The organism is Blautia sp. MSJ-19, assembly GCF_018918125.1.
Taxonomy (GTDB): Bacteria; Bacillota; Clostridia; order Lachnospirales; family Lachnospiraceae; genus Blautia_A.
This window is the reverse complement of the sequence record NZ_JAHLQA010000015.1, coordinates 1-20401: the sequence shown is the minus strand read 5'-3', so window position 1 is coordinate 20401 and position 20401 is coordinate 1. Positions and strand designations below refer to the sequence as shown.

At 41.0% G+C, this 20401-nt stretch carries 5 protein-coding genes; all 5 read left to right on the top strand.

From position 1 onward, the window contains the following. The first annotated feature begins 206 nt into the window (after nt 1-206). The 5 genes from KQI91_RS06255 to KQI91_RS06235 all read left to right on the top strand — a co-directional run bounded on the left by KQI91_RS06255 (nt 207) and on the right by KQI91_RS06235 (nt 20163). A complete protein-coding gene (locus tag KQI91_RS06255; RefSeq protein WP_216391999.1) occupies nt 207-6113 on the top strand; it encodes a hypothetical protein in 5907 nt (1968 codons plus the stop codon). 73 nt (nt 6114-6186) lie between these two features. Further along, nucleotides 6187-9450 carry a GBS Bsp-like repeat-containing protein gene (locus KQI91_RS06250; protein ID WP_216391998.1) on the top strand — a complete coding sequence of 1088 codons (3264 nt, stop codon included), beginning with the start codon at nt 6187-6189 and terminating at the stop codon, nt 9448-9450. 18 nt (nt 9451-9468) lie between these two features. Next, nucleotides 9469-12843 (top strand): phage tail tip lysozyme, encoded by a 3375-nt coding sequence (locus KQI91_RS06245; RefSeq protein WP_216391997.1) that lies wholly within the window; start codon nt 9469-9471, stop codon nt 12841-12843. 204 nt (nt 12844-13047) lie between these two features. Then, complete coding sequence (locus tag KQI91_RS06240) at nt 13048-16323, top strand: RICIN domain-containing protein (RefSeq protein ID WP_216391996.1); 3276 nt, start codon at nt 13048-13050, stop codon at nt 16321-16323. 216 nt (nt 16324-16539) lie between these two features. Next, complete coding sequence (locus KQI91_RS06235) at nt 16540-20163, top strand: cohesin domain-containing protein (RefSeq protein ID WP_216391995.1); 3624 nt, start codon at nt 16540-16542, stop codon at nt 20161-20163. Nucleotides 20164-20401 lie beyond the last annotated feature (238 nt).

Sequence of the window (20401 nt, the reverse complement as noted above, 5' to 3'; positions counted from 1 at the left end):
ATAAGTCATCTATCTATATAGAAGAGATTTTTTTGCTTTTTTCCAAAATATTATACAGAAAATACAAAACAAAATTAGATAAAATTCACAAAATTCGGACGAATAAAGTAAAATAGGTTGCTCTTGTTTATGCCATTCTTTATACTGAAAATATGTAAAAAAATGGTAGTTGTATCGCAATTACGACATAAAAAGGAGGAAGGCGAATGAAACCAAAAGGAAAACAAATGATGGCATGGCTTTTGACGGCGGCAGTTACATTCAGTGGAAATTCATTTACTGTTCTGGCAGATGAAGTGGACTTTTCTGATATTCAGATACTGGATGATGAACAGGATGCGCAGGAAGTGGTAACTGATGAAAGCGTGTTACAGCAGAATGAGCAGACAGAAGAGGCAGAGATGCCGGTGTTTGAAACGGAGGAGGAAACAGAGGCGGAAGAAAGCCAGGAGGCAGAAGCTGTTTTTGAAGAAACGGAGGAAATGCAGGACGAGACAGAGTTTTCGGATGGAGAAGAGGAAACGAATCCGGAAGAGTATGCAGTCTGGTTTGAAGGGCTGAGAAATGATGAATATTCCACCTATTTCTTTGACAATGAAGATGGCGAACTTCATTTAAATACAGAGAATCTGGAAGGCAAAAATGCATCTGTGGAATGGAAAGTCGGATACAGACTGGATGAACAAGAAGAATATGACAGTTTTACTTCAGATATGGGGCTTCCAGAGGAAATGATCTTCTGGTCAGAAAATGAACTGGATAACAGCAGTCTGCAGATTTCCGGAGAAAAACTGAAGAATGCCCAGCTCTGGCTGAACGAGAATAAAGGAGATGAATACTGGTTTGAAGTGCGGGCATATGTAATGATTGAAGGTGAAGAAGAACCGGCATATCAGGCGCAGGCTGGCGTGAATGCGAGAGACCATGTAGAGGATTACCAGTTTCCGGGAGATGATGTCCTTCTGTTAGATTGGGATTACTGGGTAAACGCACGCTATAATTGTTATGTGGAAAATTCTGAATATCTTTATGGTGAGAATTTTTCACTGGATGTGACGGATATTCGAGTGGAAAATGCAGAAGGAGAGGAGGGCGAAACTCCGGTCTGTGAAATTACTTATGAAGATGGAAATGGATGGAATATCCGGGCAAAGAGATTTGGGACGGCAGTAGTTACACTCACATACAAAGATCTTTATGAAAATGAGCAGCAGTACAGTTTTCATCTTTATGTAAGTGGAGATAAATTTACACTGGAACCACAATGGCCGGTGTCTGGAAGCAATATGCTGAAAAACAGCGAGATGAAGCTTCCGTTTGTTCTTCGTCATGAATGGAGATACAGTGAGGAAGAGCAGGGAAGTGAAGAGGTCAGCGACTGGACTCTGGAGTTTGCAGAAGATGAAAATGGCTGGGCGTATGACACAAATCTGCTGGATGCGCGAATTGACGGACATGAGCTTACAGCATTGGCAAAAGACGGGCCATGGGGGACAGATGTCTATCTGAAGGCGACTACTTTATCAGAAGATGGAACACGAAATGAAGTTGCGTTTTATGACATCTGGCTGGCAGTACGCAGTGAGTATGATGTACTTTATCCGGAAAATATAGAAAATATCAATACAGGTGAGGTTCTGGATCTGAATGCGTGTGACCTGAGAGTAGAACATATACAAGAAAACGAAGATCCATATGAACGTGAAGATGTAACGTATGAATTTGAGTATGATACAAATCAGTGGACGAATGAAGCGGAAGAGGGACAGTTGCCGGTTCTGAGAAGAAAGACAGCAGATGGCACACAGATCAATGTGATTGCCCGGGATGAAGAAGAAAATGAAATCTGTCGCAGAGAATACTGGTTTGATGGTCTGGACTATTCTGTCTGGTTTGAAAATCTGAGAGATGAAGAATATTCTACTTATTTCTTTGACAATGAAGATGGTGAACTCCGTTTAAATACAGAGAATCTGGAAGGTAAAAATGCATCTGTGGAATGGAAAGTCGGATACAGGACAGACGATCAGAATGGAAGCAGACCGGATGATTTTACTACAGAAATGGATCTTCCGGAGGAAATGATCTTCTGGTCAGAAAAAGCGGAAGACAGCAACGCACTTGAAATCAATGGAGAGAAGTTACAGAATGCAGAGCAGTGGCTGCGGGAGAAAATTGGGGACAGCTATTGGTTTGAAGTACGTGCGGAAGTAAAGGCAGAAGGCGAAGAAGAACCGGTATATCAGGCGCAGGCTGGTGTGAATGCAAGAGGACATGTAGAGAATTATCAGCTTCCGGGAGATGAAGTTCTCCTGTTAGACCGGGATTACTGGGTGGATGCACATTATAACTGCTATGTGGAAGATTCTGAACATCTCAATGGCGAAGATCTTTTACTGGATGTGACGGATATCCAGGTGGAGAATGAAGAAGGCGAAGAGGATGAAACTCCTGTCTGCGAAATTAGTTACGAGGATGAAAATGGTTGGAATATCCATGTAAACAGATTTGGAACGGCAGTAGTCACACTTACGTATAAAGACATTTATGGAAATGAGCAGCAGTACAGTTTTCATCTTTATGTAAATGGAGACAAATATACACTGGAACCACAGTGGACGGCATCCGGAAGCAATATGTTGAAAAACAGCGAGAGGAAGATTTCGTTTGTTCTCCGTCATGAATGGAAATACAATGATGAAGAGCAGGGAGAGGAAGAAATCAGTGACTGGACATTGGAGTTTGCAGAAGATGAAAATGGCTGGGCATATGATACAAATCTGCTGGATGCACGAATTGATGGACAGGAACTTACCATATCATCAAAAGACGAGACCTGGGGAACAGATATTTGCTTAAAAGCAGTTCTTGCAGGTGAAAATGGAACGAATGAGGATGTGACATTTCAGAATATCTGGATTGAAGTATGCGATGAGTATGATGTGCTTTATCCGGAAAATATAGAGAACATTAATGCAGGCGATATCCTGGATCTGAATGCGTGTGATCTGAAAGTAGAACATGTAAAAGAAAACGCAGATCCATACGAACGCGAAGATATAACGTATGATGTTGAATTTGATACAAATCAGTGGACAAATGAAGCGGAAGAGGGGCAGTTACCGGTCCTGAGAAGAAAGACGGGCGAGGGTACACAGATCAATGTGATTGCCCGGGATGAAAATGGAGAGGAAATCTGCCGCAGAGAGTACGGTTTTGACAATATTGATTATTCCGTATGGTTTGACAATCTGCGGGAGGATGGCTCAACCTTTGTGTATGAAGGAGAAAGATATGAACTGTCCCTGAATACAGAAAATCTGGAGCACACAGGTGTAAAAGACCGTGCCCAAATTGCCTGGGAAATTGGTTATACTTATGCGATTTCAGATAGTGAAGAGATGTTTGAAACGCAAATACCGGAAGAATATGTTTTCTGGGAAGCAGCAGAAAATGACACGGACAAACTGATTATAGATGGTGACAAACTGAAAGAAGCGTACAAATGGCTTCGAAGCAAAAATTTAGAAAACAGCAGATTTGAAATCTATGCACAGGTAGAAATCAATGGAGAGTGTGTCTTTGGGGGAGATGGAATTGCCCTGGAAGATGTTCGGGAGAATGAAGAAGAGTACTATATGAGTTTCGGAGCAACGCTGAGAGTTCTTCCGGGAGAAACATTCTGGATTGACCGGGAACTGGAAGGTTTTGTACGGGACAAAGATCATCCATATGGCGATACTGTTTATGCAGAAGTTACAGATGTAAGTGCAGAAGATCCGGAAATCTGCAAAGTGGATGCCAAAGACGGCGGCTGGAAGATGAAAGGCCGGGAACTGGGTGAGACGACCCTGAAAGTTACCTATACAGACTATTATGGAAATCAGCGGGAAGGCCTGTTTTATGTTTCTGTCGAAGATGTTCTCTACTGGATCGACTATGATCTGAGAGATAATCAAGTGATGCCGGGAGATACTGTGGAATTTACACCGGTGGTATATCGCAGAACAAAAGGTAACAGCGAAAAAGTAGAATACAAATTAACATACACACCAGTCGAAGGACAGGAAAACCTGTTTGATGAAATAAAGACAGGAGAAGATGGCAAAGTTACCGTAAAGATTGCGGAAAATGCAGATGTAGATCAGGATGCAGGATTGATTTTAAAAGCGGAATCTACGGAAACCGATCAGGATGGAAATGCACTGTGGTGTGAGGAAACAGAGGTATACTTCTATATAACAGCACAGTATGGTGATCAGATTCGTTTTGAAAAAGACATTGATAAAAATCCGGCTGTCGGTGAAGCACTTGATCTGAATTCTTATGATCCGACGATACTTCGTTATGATTATGGCAGCAAAGAGTGGCAGAAAGTGGAAGCAGACGGAGAACACATCAGATTTTCTCTGGATCTGGACGAAAGCGTATGGGAAAAGAGTGATGACAGTGAACTTCCTGTTCTCGTTCGTAAACTTCCAAAACGTACAGAAATCCGACTGCGTGCAGAAGAATTTGATTCTGCTGCCAATACATGGAATGTAATTGCGGAGAGCAGTTACTATTTTGAGAATGTCTACGAAGATGATGAAGAATGTGAGCATCTGTGGGATAATGGAAAAGTTACAGTAGCACCAACAGAAACTACAGAGGGTGAAAAAACTTATACATGCACACTTTGTGGAGAAACAAAGACTGAGAAGATAAACAAACTGATTTCCGTAGTATGGAAGACAGAAACTCAGAGTGCTGTATCCGGGGAGTATGTAAAATTATCTGTAGAGGCAGCAGGAGGAAGCGGAGAGTATACGTATAAATTTATTATCTGTGATGACAAAGGAAACTGGTACAAGATCCGTGACTTCGAAAGTTCAGCAACCTGCATGTGGAAGACCGGAACTGTCGGAAAGAAAACACTGTATGTAGACGTGAAGGACAGTGACGGAACTGTAAAGAGAGCAGAAATGCTGTTCACAGTAAAAAATAAAGAAATCAGTGCAGAGCTTACTTTAGAACCATCCGGAAGTGCAGTGAGTGGAACACAGGTAAAACTGAGTGCAAAAGCAACCGGAGGAAGCGGAGAGTATACGTATAAATTTGTTATCTGTGATGACAAAGGAAACTGGTACAAGATCCGAGACTTCGAAAGTTCAGCAACCTGTATGTGGAAGACCGGAACTGTCGGAAAGAAAACATTGTATGTAGATGTCAAAGACAGCGAGGGAACCGTGAAGAGAGCAGAAATGCTGTTTACAGTAAAGAATAAAGAAATCAGTGCAGAGCTTACTTCAGATCCGTCCGGAAGTGCAGTGAGTGGAACACAGGTAAAACTGAGCGTAAAAGCAACTGGAGGAAGTGGAGAGTATACGTATAAATTTGTTATCTGTGATGACAAAGGAAACTGGTATAAGATCCGTGATTTCGAAAGTTCAGCAACCTGCATGTGGAAGACCGGAAGTGTCGGAAAGAAAACACTGTATGTAGATGTAAAGGACAGCGAAGGAACTGTAAAGAGAGCAGAGATGTCATTTACAGTGCGAGATGACAAAGAAATCAGTGCAGAGCTTACTTCAGATCCAGCGGGAAGTGCGTTGAGTGGAACACAGGTAAAACTGAGTGCCAAAGCAACCGGAGGAAGCGGCAAGTATACCTATAAATTCATTCTCTGTGATGACAAAGGAAACTGGTATAAGATCCGAGACTTCGAAAGTTCAGCAACCTGCATGTGGAAGACCGGAAGTGTCGGAAAGAAAACACTGTATGTAGATGTGAAGGACAGTGAAGGAACCGTAAAGAGAGCAGAAATGTCATTTACAGTGCGCGATGACAAGGAAATCAGTGCAGAGCTTACTTCAGATCCAGCGGGAAGTGCGTTGAGTGGAACACAGGTAAAACTGAGTGCCAAAGCAACCGGAGGAAGCGGCAAGTATACCTATAAATTCATTCTCTGTGATGACAAGGGAAACTGGTATAAGATCCGAGACTTCGAAAGTTCAGCAACCTGCATGTGGAAGACCGGAAGTGTCGGAAAGAAAACACTGTATGTAGATGTCAAAGACAGCGAGGGAACCGTAAAAAGAGCTGCGATTTCATTTGAAGTAAAAGAAAAATAAGCGGTAAATGAAGCTGGCGGTTCATGATGGAATCGCCAGCTTTAAATACTCCGAAAAGGAGAGGTGGTATAGAATGAAAAAGGGAATAAAAGGATGGCTTAGCTGTGTGATGGCTGCAGCAATGATAATGTCAACGATGAGCCTGTCTGTGAATGCATTTGCCAGTGTTTCTGGCGATGGAGAAGCGGAGATTGCAACAGAAGAGACTATGATTGGAGCTGATGAAGAAGTCAGCACAGAGGTTGGAATTTCGGAAGCTGATTTTAATAATAAACTTAATGAATTAAGAAATAGGTATCCGAATTACAGTGTGTGGAATGACTGGTTTGATGGAGGACATCAGTGTTTTGGATTTGCCAGACTGGTAGGGTATAATGTTTTTGGAACAATGCCGTCAACCTGGGGCAAAGTTTATGATATCAACAGCGTAAAAGCTGGTGATCTGGTACAATATGGAAACACCAGTGGTTCAGGACATACTATTTTTGTTACAAATGTTTCTGGGGATACAATTACATTTGTGGATTGTAACGGGAATGGAAACTATAGTGGAGGAACAAAAGTCAGGAGTAATGGCATAAAGTGGGATAATACGGTAAAAAAAGGTGCGAGTATATGGGGAAAATATTCTTTTAGCTATATCATTTCTTCTCCGGGATTTACTGGCTCAAGTTCCGGTACAAATCCAGGCACAAACCCGGGTACAAATCCAGGTACAAATAACAACCCATTTGGAGTTTTTGATACAGTAACAGCGGAAACCGGAAAGATAACCGTTCATGGATGGGCTGCGGATATGGATGCACCGAATCAACCGATAGAGGTCCATTTTTATGCAGTTCAGAATGGGGAAAGAAAGGGCCTTGGAACGACTGTTGCAGACAAGGGCAGACCAGATGTGAGCAGTGCGTATCCGGCATTGAATGCATTTCATGGATTTGATGCTACTTTTACGACAGGATTAAGTGGAGAAATTCAGGTTGAGGCATACGGAATCAATGTTGGTTCCGGTGCGAATACAATGCTGGGAGCATCCCCCAAGACAATATCCGTTCCAAAAGACACAACACCGCCTTCTATATCCAACGTAAAAATTTCAGATGTTTCATCTACAGGATATACGGTAAGTTGTGATGTATCGGACAATATTGGAATTTCCGAAGTCCGATTTCCAACCTGGACCGAAAACGGAGGTCAGGATGATCTGTTCTGGCATACAGGAAGCATCTCTGGAAATAGAGTGACCTGCCGGATAAATGTTTCGGATCATGGAAATCAGACGAATTGCAAATACAGAACGCATATATATGCATATGATCTGGCGGGAAATTCAGCTGTTTATAAGTTTGAAGGCGTTGAGGCTGTTTATATCAAAGGGGATACCTCTGTTATTACCAATGTAAAAATATCAGACATGTCATCAACAGGATATACGGTAACATGTAATATTGCCAGCAAAATAACAAGAGTGGCGTTTCCGACCTGGACAGAAAATGGAGGTCAGGATGATCTGTTCTGGCATGAGGGTACGATATCCGGAAATAAGGCAAGCTGCCGGATAAATATCTCAGATCATGGTAATCAGACCAACTGCAAATACAGAACACATATATATGCATACGATTCAGCAGGAAATTATACGGTTTATAGTTTTGACGGAGAAGCACCAATTTATCTTGAAACAGAAAAACCGGTAATATCGGATGCAAAAGTAACGGATATTTCTGCAACCGGATATACAGTAACATGTACAGTGACAGATAACAGTGGAATTTCTAAGGTACAGTTCCCGACATGGACACATAACAATGGCCAGGACGATCTTATCTGGCATACAGGAACCGTATCCGGAAATAAAGCGACCTGTAGAATCAATGTATCAGACCATAAAGGAGAAGTGAACTGCATTTATGAAACAGACATATATGCATATGATAAGTGTGGAAATTATGCGGCATATATTGATAAATTAATTCCTTATGTCGATGCAGTAGTGCCTGTGATTTCTGATGTAAAAGTTACAGATGTGTCAGAAAGCGGTTATACAGTTTCCTGCGTTGTAAAAGATGATCATTCCGGAATCAACAGAGTACAGTTCCCAACCTGGTATGGAGAGGATAATCCGCATGCGAATAATAACAACTGGCAGGTACTGGCTTCCTATAGTGGAAAGCTGGAAAATGGAAGATACGTTTATCGCGTAAATACGAAGGATTATGAGAATCAGGTCGGCAAATATACGACAAGTATCTATGCATGGGATGGATGCGGAAATAAAAGTAAGGGTTACAGTGTAGAAACTGAGATAAAAAGAGCAGAGCTGACTGCTTCCCTGACTTCTGAACCATCTGGAAATGCAGTGAGCGGAACGCAGGTAAAACTGAGTGCCAAAGCAGCCGGAGGAAGTGGAACTTATACTTACAAATTTATCATCTGTGACGATAAGGGAAACTGGTATAAGATTCGCGATTTTGGAGAATCCGCTACCTGTATGTGGACACCGGGAGCGGCCGGAAAGAAAATGTTATACGTAGATGTCAAAGACAGTACAGGAACCGTAAAAAGAGCAGAAATGGCGTTCACAGTACAGAACAAAGAAATCAATGCAACTCTGACGGCATCCCCATCTGGAAGTACAGTGAGTGGAACACAGGTAAAACTGAGTGCCAAAGCAACCGGAGGAAGTGGAACTTACACCTATAAATTTATCGTTTGTGATGACAAAGGAAACTGGTATAAAATCCGAGATTTTGGAACGTCTTCCACCTGCACATGGACACCGGGAGCAGTCGGAAAGAAAATGTTATACGTGGATGTCAAAGACAGTACAGGAACCATAAAGAGAGCCCAGATGTCTTATGAAGTAAAAGCAAAAGGCGTATCTGTTACATTTACAAGCAGTCCGACAGGAAGTGCTGCCAGTGGTTCCAATGTATTGCTGATGGCAAAAGCTAGTGGCGGAGATGGACAGTATACTTACAAATTCCTGATCAATGATGACAAAGGAAACTGGTACAAACTGCAGGACTACAGCACAGACAATGCATGCGTCTGGAAACCGGGAGCAACTGGAAAGAAAACTTTATATGTAGATGTGAAAGACAAGTCCGGAAGTTACGTAAGACAGGGAATCACATTTACAGTAACTGATTCTGTAAAGAGCATGAAACAGGAAGAGAACACGGAGAATTTTGAAGCAATCAGTGTAGAGATCTTCTCTGATGGAGAGACGGATGCAGCAGGACAGCCAGAAGAAAACATTCTGGATAACGTAGAACCGGAAGAATCAGAAAGTGAAGAACCAGAGGTGCTTGAAGATTTATTTGCAGATGAGTAAAAAGGAGCTGTTTTACACATGAGAAAGAAAATAAAAAAGGGGCTTAGCTGCATGATGACTGCAGCGATGGTAATGTCTACAGTAAATTTGCCCGTGGATGTATTTGCCGATGACCTTATAGATGAGGCAGACATCTGGGAAGCAGACGAAAATGAAGACATACCGGATGTGATAATGAATGAGGAAGAGGCACCAGAGACTTTTTCTGATGAAGATGCCGGGAATGCTGAAGATTCAACGATAACAGTAACAGATGAGATAGAAGATGAGTTTTCAGATGGATCTGAAGAAGAGACAGAATTTGTTTCTTCCATACATAAGATAGTTGGATTTGCTGATTTTGATATAGAAGATCATTATATTTACGTATCAAAAACAAATAAACCGTCTTTGGATGAAGTGATAGAAAAGATGCCAAAAACATTAGAGGTTTATTGTGAGGATGAAGCAGAACCTGTTGACTTGGGTGTTACATGGTATTGCATCGAAGAAGATTATGAGACATCTGACAATTATTATTTTCAATTCAGTCCTAAATGGAATGAGGAAGAGTTTGTTCTGGATGAAAGCATTGATCTGCTCACAGAGGCTCCATATATAGGCGTATTTATAAAGGAGACAGGAAAAAGCAGATCTGTTACCGGGAATGCAAATGAAACGCGAGTATATAATTTTTTAAGAAATAATATGGGACTTAACACGGCAGCGGCCTGCGGCGTTCTGGCAAATATACAGTGCGAATCTGCTTTTATTCCAAATAATCTTCAAAATTCATATGAAAAATCATTAGGCTATACGGATGCATCCTATACTTCAGCAGTAGATTCCGGCAGTTATACAGGATTTGTCAACGACAGTGCAGGTTATGGGTTATGCCAGTGGACATCCAGCGGACGTAAGCAGCGGTTATTATCTTATGCAAAATCAACAGGCCGAAGCATTGGGGATTTGACCATGCAGATGGAGTATTTGAATACGGAATTGCAGAATTATTATAAATCAACCTGGAATTACATCAATGGTGTTTCCAACAATGCGGATGGAGCATATAATTCGGGACATTACTGGTGCTACTATTTTGAACGACCGGCGAATTATGGTTCAGTATCTGTGACCAGAGGAAATCTTGCACGAAACAGATATTGGAAAGAATATGGACAGGTTGGTTCAGATTCGGCATCATCTTATGTGGACGTAGGAACAAATTTCTATGCATACCTGATCAATACACCGACATGGCTACATGCTACAAATGATGACTCGGGAAACGTCAGCGTCAGAAAATTGCAGGATACATCAAATCAGATCTGGTATTTTGAACGACAGGGTGATGGAAGCTATAAAATTACGTCCTGCAAAGATGGACGCTGCATGGAAGTGCACAACTTTGAATCTGCAAACGGAACAAATGTGGAGATGAATAACTGGAATGGGAATTCTGCGCAGAGGTGGTTTATCTATGGAAGTTCCGGAGAATACAAATTTAAAGCAGCATGCGGAAGCAATGCACTTGATATGTATGGAGGACCAGAAGCTGCCCAGGAGGGAACAAACCTCAATATGTGGGAAGACAATGGGACCGGTGCCCAGAAATTCCAGATATGGAAACTGGACGATCCCAATCTTGGAACAACGGTGGCATCCGTCGAAAAATATGGTGATGCAGATGGAAATAATGTAAAGATCTCATGGAGCGCCTGCAATAATGCAACTGGATATGATATCCGCATCTTTAATGAGAGTGAGACAGAGGTATTACAGATATTCTGGAATGTTCAGGGAACAAGCTGTCTGGCGAAGCTGGAAAGCGGAACCTATCATGTAAAGGTATATACATTAAACAGCAGATTTAATACCTGGAAGGAAGGTGGAGCGGCAAGTTTTACCTGCAGTAACAATCTGGGATCAGATTTTTATGGATATCTGATCAATACTGCGACGTGGCTGCATGCCACAAATGATGGGGGAAATGTAAATGTCAGAAAATTAGAGGGCAGCCCTCGACAGATTTGGCACTTTGAACTGCAAAGTGATGGGAGCTATAAGATCACATCCGCGGAGGACGACCGTTGTATGGAAGTCCATAATTTCGAATCTGCAAATGGAACAAATGTAGAAATGAATAGCTGGAGTGGAAATACAGCACAAAGATGGTTTATCTATGGAAGTTCCGGGGCATACAAACTGAAAGCAGCATGTGGAGAGAATGCACTTGATATGTATGGAGGGCCGGAGGCAGCTCAGGATGGAACAAATCTCAACATGTGGCAAGACAATGGAACAGGTGCACAAAAATTTCAGGTATGGAAATTGGATGACATCAAAGACACTATCAGGAATGCAACGATAAATCTGGGGTATATAGAATGCTTTTTCAACGGAAAAGAGCAAAAACCAGCTGTATCTGTAAAGAAAAATTCTGTAAACTTGACACAAAACACAGATTTTAAAGTATCTTACAGCAATAACATCAATGTAGGAACTGCCACAGTCACTATTACAGGAATCGGAAAGTACACAGGAACAGTGACTCGACAGTTTAAGATAAAAAAGAGTCCAGTCACAGCCAGCCTGACAGCAGCACCATCTGGAAGTGCAGCGAGCGGAACACAGGTAAAACTGAGTGCAAAAGCGACCGGAGGAAGTGGAAACTATAGCTATAAGTTCTGGATCAGTGATAAAGATAATGAAAACTGGTATCTGCTTCGTGATTACGGAAAGAGTAATACTTATATCTGGAATACAAGGGTATCAGGAAAAAAACATTTATACGTAGATATCAAAGACAGCACAGGAACCGTAAAAAGAGCCGGTATGGTGTTTGAAGTAACAAACAAGACGTTGACGGCCAACCTGACAGCATCGCCATCCGGAAGTGCAGTGAGTGGAACACAGGTAAAACTGAATGCGAAAGCAACAGGAGGAAGCGGAAGCTATACTTATAAATTCATCATCTGCGATGCCAAAGGAAACTGGTATAAGATCCGAGATTTTGGAGCTTCCTCAACCTGCACCTGGACACCGGGGGCAACCGGAAAGAAAACATTATACGTGGATGTCAAGGACAGTACGGGAACCGTAAAAAGAGCAGAAATGCCATTTACAGTTCAGAATAAAGCGATTGGTGCAACACTGACTGCATCCCCATCCGGAAGTGCAGCAAGTGGAACACAGGTAAAACTGAGTGCAAAAGCAACGGGAGGAAGTGGAAGTTATACTTATAAATTTATCATCTGCGATGATAAGGGAAACTGGTATAAGATCCGCGATTTTGGAACATCCTCGACCTACACATGGAAAACAGGAGCGAAAGGAAAGAAGACCCTGTATGTGGATGTCAAAGACAGTACAGGAACAGTAAAACGAGCAGCACTTTCATTTGAAGTCAGATAATGTACAACTTAAGTCGCTAAGGCATGGAAAAACACTCTGTGCTTTAGCGACTTTTTTAAACGGGAAGTTCCAATAATAATTTACACATAATTTACAAGAAGTTGCTATTGACGAAAATTTTTCGGGGGGGGGTATAATGGAAATACGTAGAAAAAAGGAGAGGAGAACGATACTCAGCTCAACGAAAAAGGAGGTATTTTACACATGAAGAAGAAAGTGAAAAAGTGGCTTAGCTGCATGATGGCTGCGGCGATGGTAATGTCTACAGTAAATCTGCCAGTAGATGTATTTGCCAGTGAGTTTTCTGATGAAGAGGAAATTTCAGTGGAGGATGAAACAGAAGATATACCGGATGTGACGGTAGACAGTGAAGAAGATGAGTTTTCTGATGAGAAAACAGAGGAGGAAAATTCAAACTTAAGTTATGAAGAGAATGTAGAAGAACCGGAGATATTTGCAGATTCAAGTTATGAAGAGCAAGAAATAGATGATGAAGTTGAAAGCATAGAAGAGGTATCTGTTCCTGCAGTTGGGCAGAATTCAAAATCCAGGCAAGAGGCAGTGAACTGGGCTTATGCTCAGGAGGGAAAGTTTCTTGATTATGATGGAGCTTATGGGGCACAATGTGTAGATTTGATTAAATACTATTATGCATATTTTGGAGTGGCCGGGTATGCTAAAGGAAACGGTTGTGATTACGTAAGTAATACATTGCCAAATGGATGGACAAGAATTAAAAATACACCAGATTTCGTACCCGAACCGGGAGATATTGCAGTATGGGGGACGGAATTAAGTAGTGCAGGGCATGTTGCAATTATTTTGTCTGCAAATTCGCATTCTTTTGTATCAATGGATCAAAATTGGCCGAGAGGCAGTTCCTGTAAACAGGTAACACATACATACTCAAAGTTTTGGGGAGTGATTAGACCGAATTTTACAGATTCAGACCCAACTCCAACCCCTGTTGATCCGATAACGACAACTCCGTCTATATGGACTAACAGTGACAGTTACACTGTTGGAGATGCTGTAAAATTTTCATGGAACAGTGTTGACCATGCAACAGGATATTGGTTTGTGGTCTGGTATAAGGGTGAGCAGATTGTTACAACAGCCGTAGATGGAAATTCGGAATACACATTATATAATTTGAAAGAAGGAGGATATACAGCATTCATAACGGCCTATAATGATAGAAACAGTATGGAAAATTCTGCAACGATAACAGTAAATTATCCGACTGGAGAAGATATTATTTCGAATGGAAGATATCAGATATGTACGGCATTGGATAATTCGTCTGTTGTTTCGGTTTCCTATGCATCTGCTGAAGATGAGGCAAATGTACTGCTGTATGAGAATGAGAATCATCAAAATCAGATGTTTGATTTTGAATACATGGGAAATGGTTATTATAAAATCACCGCAGTCCATAGTGGAAAATGTCTGGATATTTATAATCATGAAAATGGGAGTGGAGCCAATGTCCAGCAATTTTACTGGACAGATGCCGATAATCAGAAATGGATCGTTAAAGAAGCAGGAGATGGATATTTTTATATAATTTCCAGAGAATGTGGGCTGTATCTTGATGTATATGGTGGAAAAGCCGAGAATAATGCGAATATCGATGTGTATTCAGGGCATGGAGGAGCCAGTGAGAAATGGCGATTAATTCCGTGTTTGGATGGAAAACAGGAAATCGAGGATGGAATTTATACAATTCAGTCGGCACTGGATAACCAGAAGAGCTTGAATGTAGCTGGAAATTCTGTACAGGATGAAGCAAACATTGAAATCGGCTCAGAATATAATACGTATAAGATTACATATCTGGGTGATGGATGTTATCAGATGCTTAATACGAGTTGTCAGAAGAGCCTTGACGCTTATAGCAGCGATCCAATGCAGGGAAAAAAACGAGGGACAAATGTCCAGCAATATGGCTGGAACGGAGGCGATAATCAGAAATGGATTCTGAAGTCGGCTGGAAATGGTCAATATTATATCATTTGTAAGTCAAATGGTTTATATTTAGATGTATATGATGGGAAGTCAGATGAAGGACAAAATGTTGATCTTTGGGTGGGAAATGGAAACACATGTCAAAAATGGACGTTTGTACCCCTTGATTTATCGAGAGCAACCGTGCAGATTTCAAATGATCAGTATGTTTATAATGGAAAAGCACAGACTCCTGGCGTATCTGTAAAGCGAGAAATGATAGAATTGGTAAAAGATGTTGATTTTAAGGTATCTTACAGCAATAACGTCAATGTAGGAACTGCCACGGTCACCATTACAGGAATCGGAAAGTATACAGGAACAGTCACCCGTCAGTTTGAAATAAAAAAGAGTCCTGTCACAGCCAGTTTATCTGCGTCACCATCTGGAAATGTGGTGGTGGGAAGCCAGGTGAAACTGACAGCCAGTGCGGGCGGAGGAAGTGGAGACTATACCTATAAGTTCTGGATCAGTGATAAAGATAATGAAAACTGGAAAGTTCTGCGGGATTACGAAAAGAGCAATGCATACACCTGGACTCCGGATGCATCTGGAAAGATACATTTGTATGCTGATGTCAAAGACAGTGCCGGAACGATAAAGAGGGCTGGTATTGTGATTGAAATAAAGAATAAGGTATTGACAGCCAGTCTGAGTGCATTACCGTCCGGAAACGCGGTGAGCGGAAGTCAGGTAAAACTGACAGCTAGTGCAAATGGAGGAAGTGGAAACTATATCTATAAGTTCTGGGTGAGTGATGAAAGTAATGAAAACTGGTATCTGCTTCGGGATTATGGAAAGAGCAGCACTTATAGCTGGACATTGGGAGCAACTGGAAAGAAACATCTGTATGTAGATATCAAAGACAGCACAGGAACCGTAAAACGAGCCGGTATGGTATTTGAAGTAACAAACAAGACATTGACGGCCAACCTGACCGCATCGCCATCCGGAAGTGCAATAAGTGGAACGCAGGTAAAACTGAATGCGAAAGCAACAGGAGGAAGCGGAAGCTATACGTATAAATTCATTATCTGCGATGATAAAGGAAACTGGTATAAGATTCGTGATTTTGGAGCTTCCTCAACTTGCACCTGGACACCGGGTGCAGCCGGAAAGAAAACCTTATACGTGGATGTCAAAGACAGTACGGGAACTGTAAAAAGAGCAGAAATGCCATTTACAGTACAAAATAAAGAAATCGGTGCAACACTGACCGCATCCCCATCCGGAAGTGTAGCAAGTGGAACACAGGTAAAACTGAGTGCAAAAGCAACCGGAGGAAGCGGAAGCTATATTTATAAATTTATCATCTGCGATGATAAAGGAAACTGGTATAAGATCCGTGATTTTGGAACATCCGCAACTTGCACATGGACACCGGGTGCAGCCGGAAAGAAAACCTTATACGTGGATGTCAAAGATAGTACGGGAACCGTAAAACGAGCAGCACTTTCATTTGAAGTCAGATAATGTATAAATGAAAAAATAAACTTAAGTCGCTAAGGCATGGAAGATCACTCTGTGCTTTAGCGACTTTTTTAAACGGGAAGTTTCAATAATAATTTACAGACAAAACAGAGAAGTTGCTATTGACGAAAATTTTTCGGGGGGGGGTATAATGGAAATACGTAGAAAAAAGGAGAGGAGAACGATACTCTGCTCAACGAAAAAGGAGGTATTTTACACATGAAGAAGAAAGTGAAAAAGTGGCTTAGTTGCATGATAAGTGCGGCGATGGTAATGTCTACAGTAAATCTGCCGGTAGATGTATTTGCCAGTGAGTTTTCTGATGGAGTGGAAATTTCAGTGGAGGATGAAACAGAAGATATACCGGATGTGACGGTAGACAGTGAAGAAGATGAGTTTTCTGATGAGAAAACAGAGGAGGAAAATTCAAACTTAAGTTATGAAGAGAATGTAGAAGAACCGGAGATATTTGTAGATTCAAGTTATGAAGAGCAAGAAATAGATGATGAAGTTGAAAGCATAGAAGAGGTATCTGTTCCTGCAGTTGGGCAGAATTCAAAATCCAGGCAAGAGGCAGTGAACTGGGCTTATGCTCAGGAGGGAAAGTTTCTTGATTATGATGGAGCTTATGGAGCACAATGTGTAGATTTGATTCAATACTATTATGCATATTTTGGAGTAGCCGGGTATGCTAAAGGAAATGGTTGTGATTATGTAAGTAATACATTGCCAGATGGATGGACGAGAATTAAAAATACACCAGATTTCGTACCCGAATCGGGAGATATTGCAGTATGGGGGACGGAATTAAGTAGTGCAGGGCATGTTGCAATTATTTTGTCTGCAAATTCGCATTCTTTTGTATCAATGGATCAAAATTGGCCGAGAGGCAGTTCTTGCAAACAGGTAACACATACATACTCAAAGTTTTGGGGAGTGATTAGACCGAATTTTACAGATCCAGTTCCAACTCCAACCCCAACTCAAAAACCAGAAAATCCTAGAATTTCACAATCGCAGTATTGGTATGATCTAAAAGATACGGTTGAAATAACGGCATATGCAGATTATGCAACGGATTATTATGTAGCTGTTTATAAGGATAAGCAAAAGATTGTTGAGCAGCAAGTGTCGGGTGGAAAGTTTTGCATGGATGCTGATAAATTAAAGGAAGGGAAATATAGTGCATATTTTTCTTGTTATAATAGCAAAGGCAGTGTGGATACGACGTGGGTTGATTTTTCTATTGTCGGGCTTCCGGGATATTCGGAATTGCAAGTTTCTGAGACGGAATATAAATTATCTGATACTGTTAATATATCGGTGGTACCAATATGTGCGAAAGGGCAGGTTATTGGCATTGAAAAAGAAGGTATAGGAAGGGTAATAACACAGGAATCAGGTTCGATATTTACGATAGAAGCATCTAGGCTAGGCGTGGGAAAGTATAGCGCATATTTCAGCATTTATAATGGTTCGGGCAGTGTAGACACGGAATGGATTGATTTTACAATAAAGGAGGATATTTCCCAACCGGTGAATGCTAATATCGTTCAGTCACAGTATTGGTATGATTTAAAAGATACGGTTGAAATAACAGCATATGCAGATAATGCAACGAGCTATTATATATCTATGTATAAAGAGAACCAAAAAATTGTTGCCGAAGAAGTTAAAGATGGGAAATTTGTTATGAGTGCAGCAAAGTATGGAAAAGGAAAATATAGTGCATATTTTTCATGCTATAACAGGACAGGAAGTGTAGATACTAATTGGATTAATTTTTCAGTAGTTGGTGCTCCTGAATATAGTGAAGTAAAAACTTTAAAGGAGGTGTACAATTTATCTGACACAGTGAGGATATCTGTTTCGCCAGTTTGTGCAAAAGGCCAGATAATTGGTATTGATAAAGAAGGAAAAGGCAGGATAGTAACTCAGGAGTCAGAAACAACATATACAATTGAAGCATTGAAATTAGGCGCAGGGAAATATAGTGCATATTTTAGTGTCTATAATGGTTCAGGAAGCATAGATACTAGACGAGTAAATTTTTCAATACTATGTGCAAATCATTCGTATTCTAGCGTAGAAATAAAAGCCCCAACTTGTACTGAAAAGGGAAGTAAAATCTATACTTGTAGTGTATGTCAGAATACCAAAATTGAAGAAATTTCAGCAACAGGTCATCAGCATACAGAAATACGTAATGCAAAACCAGCAACAACAGATACAGAGGGATATACTGGAGATATTTATTGTACAGATTGTAATCAGTTAATTATCAAAGGAAATTCTATTGCGAAACTTTCTGAAAATCAAAATGAACTGAGCATCATTGTTTCCGACGGCAAAGGAACTGTTGGAAAGGAAGTTACAGTAAATGTAAATATTAAGAAAAACACAGGCATTGCCGGATTTTCGTATAACATCAATTACAATCAGATGACAATGACTTTGAAATCTGTTACTGCCGGTGAGCTTTTGGGAGGAAAAGAGCAGATTTCTGTAAATAAGAATGTTGTAGATTGGCATACTACCAGCAATGTTATTGGCGATGGTACGCTGATGCGGCTTACTTTTATTGTAAATAAAAATGCAGAGGCTGGAAAATATCAAGTTAGTGTTTCACCGCATGATAGTAGTAAAAATTTGGTAGATGAAAAGGGAACTTTAATTCATGCAAACTATGTTACTGGAGAAATTGACATTACAAAAGAAATGTCACTGGACATTAAAACAAATTTGACTGCAAATCCCCCGAAAAGTGCAGTAAGTGGAAATCAGGTAAAACTGATTGCAAGTGCAAGTGGTGGAAGTGGAAATTTTGTATATAAATTTTGGATTAGTGATGTGAATAATCAGAACTGGAAAGTTCTGAGGGATTATGAAAATAGTAATACCTATACTTGGACAGCAGATACGACAGGAAAGCGATATTTTTATGTAGATGTCAAGGATAGTAATGGAATGGTAAAAAGAGCCGGAATCACCTTCGAAGTGAAGAACAAGGCATTAACGACAAGGCTGATAGCAAGCCCGACTGGAAATGCGGTGAGTGGAAGTAAAGTAAAACTAACGGCAGAGGCGAGCGGAGGAAACGGAAACTATACATATAAGTTCCTGGTGTGCGATGCAAATGGAAACTGGTATAGATTGCAGGATTTTGGAAAGAGTAACAGTTATACTTGGACACCTGGGGCGGCAGGCAAAAAAACTCTCTATGTGGATGTCAAAGACAGTGATGGAGAGGTAAAAAGAGCCGGTATGGTATTTGAAGTAACAAACAAGACATTGACGGCCAACCTGACCGCATCGCCATCTGGAAGTGCAGTGAGTGGAACACAGGTAAAACTGAATGCGAAAGCAACAGGAGGAAGCGGAAGCTATACTTATAAATTCATCATCTGCGATGATAAGGGGAACTGGTATAAGATCCGCGATTTTGGAGCATCTTCAACCTGTAGCTGGACACCGGGGGCAGCCGGAAAGAAGACTCTGTACGTGGATGTCAAAGACGGTACGGGAACTGTAAAAAGAGCAGAAATGCCATTTACAGTACAGAATAAAGAAATCAGTGCGACCCTGACCGCATCGCCATCCGGAAGTGCAGCAAGTGGAATACAGGTAAAACTGAGTGCAAAAGCAACGGGAGGAAGCGGAAGCTATATTTATAAATTTATCATCTGCGATGATAAAGGAAACTGGTATAAGATCCGCGATTTTGGAACATCCTCGATCTGCACATGGAAAACAGGAGCGAAAGGAAAGAAGACCCTGTATGTAGATGTAAAAGACAGCAGCGGAACAGTAAAACGAGCAGCACTTTCATTTGAAGTCAGATAATGTGCAGATGAAAAAATAAATTTAAGTCGCTAAGGCATGGAAAATCACTCTGTGCTTTAGCGACTTTTTTAAACGGGAAGTTCCAATAATAATTTACACACGAAACACGAAACAGCGAACGTTAAGTTTTACGTGAAGTTCCCGATAGCTGCAAACTAATCTATTGCAAGGTAAATTCCCGAAAAACAGGAGTTTATCGAGAAATAATTGTAGTACGTTGATAAAAATAGTATAATAA

What these genes read in the sequence shown, in the direction of transcription:
- KQI91_RS06240 (WP_216391996.1), top strand. Translation starts at nt 13,048, where the DNA reads ATGAAGAAGAAAGTGAAAAAGTGGCTTAGCTGCATGATGGCTGCGGCG.
- KQI91_RS06245 (WP_216391997.1), top strand. Translation starts at nt 9,469, where the DNA reads ATGAGAAAGAAAATAAAAAAGGGGCTTAGCTGCATGATGACTGCAGCG.
- KQI91_RS06235 (WP_216391995.1), top strand. Translation starts at nt 16,540, where the DNA reads ATGAAGAAGAAAGTGAAAAAGTGGCTTAGTTGCATGATAAGTGCGGCG.
- KQI91_RS06255 (WP_216391999.1), top strand. Translation starts at nt 207, where the DNA reads ATGAAACCAAAAGGAAAACAAATGATGGCATGGCTTTTGACGGCGGCA.
- KQI91_RS06250 (WP_216391998.1), top strand. Translation starts at nt 6,187, where the DNA reads ATGAAAAAGGGAATAAAAGGATGGCTTAGCTGTGTGATGGCTGCAGCA.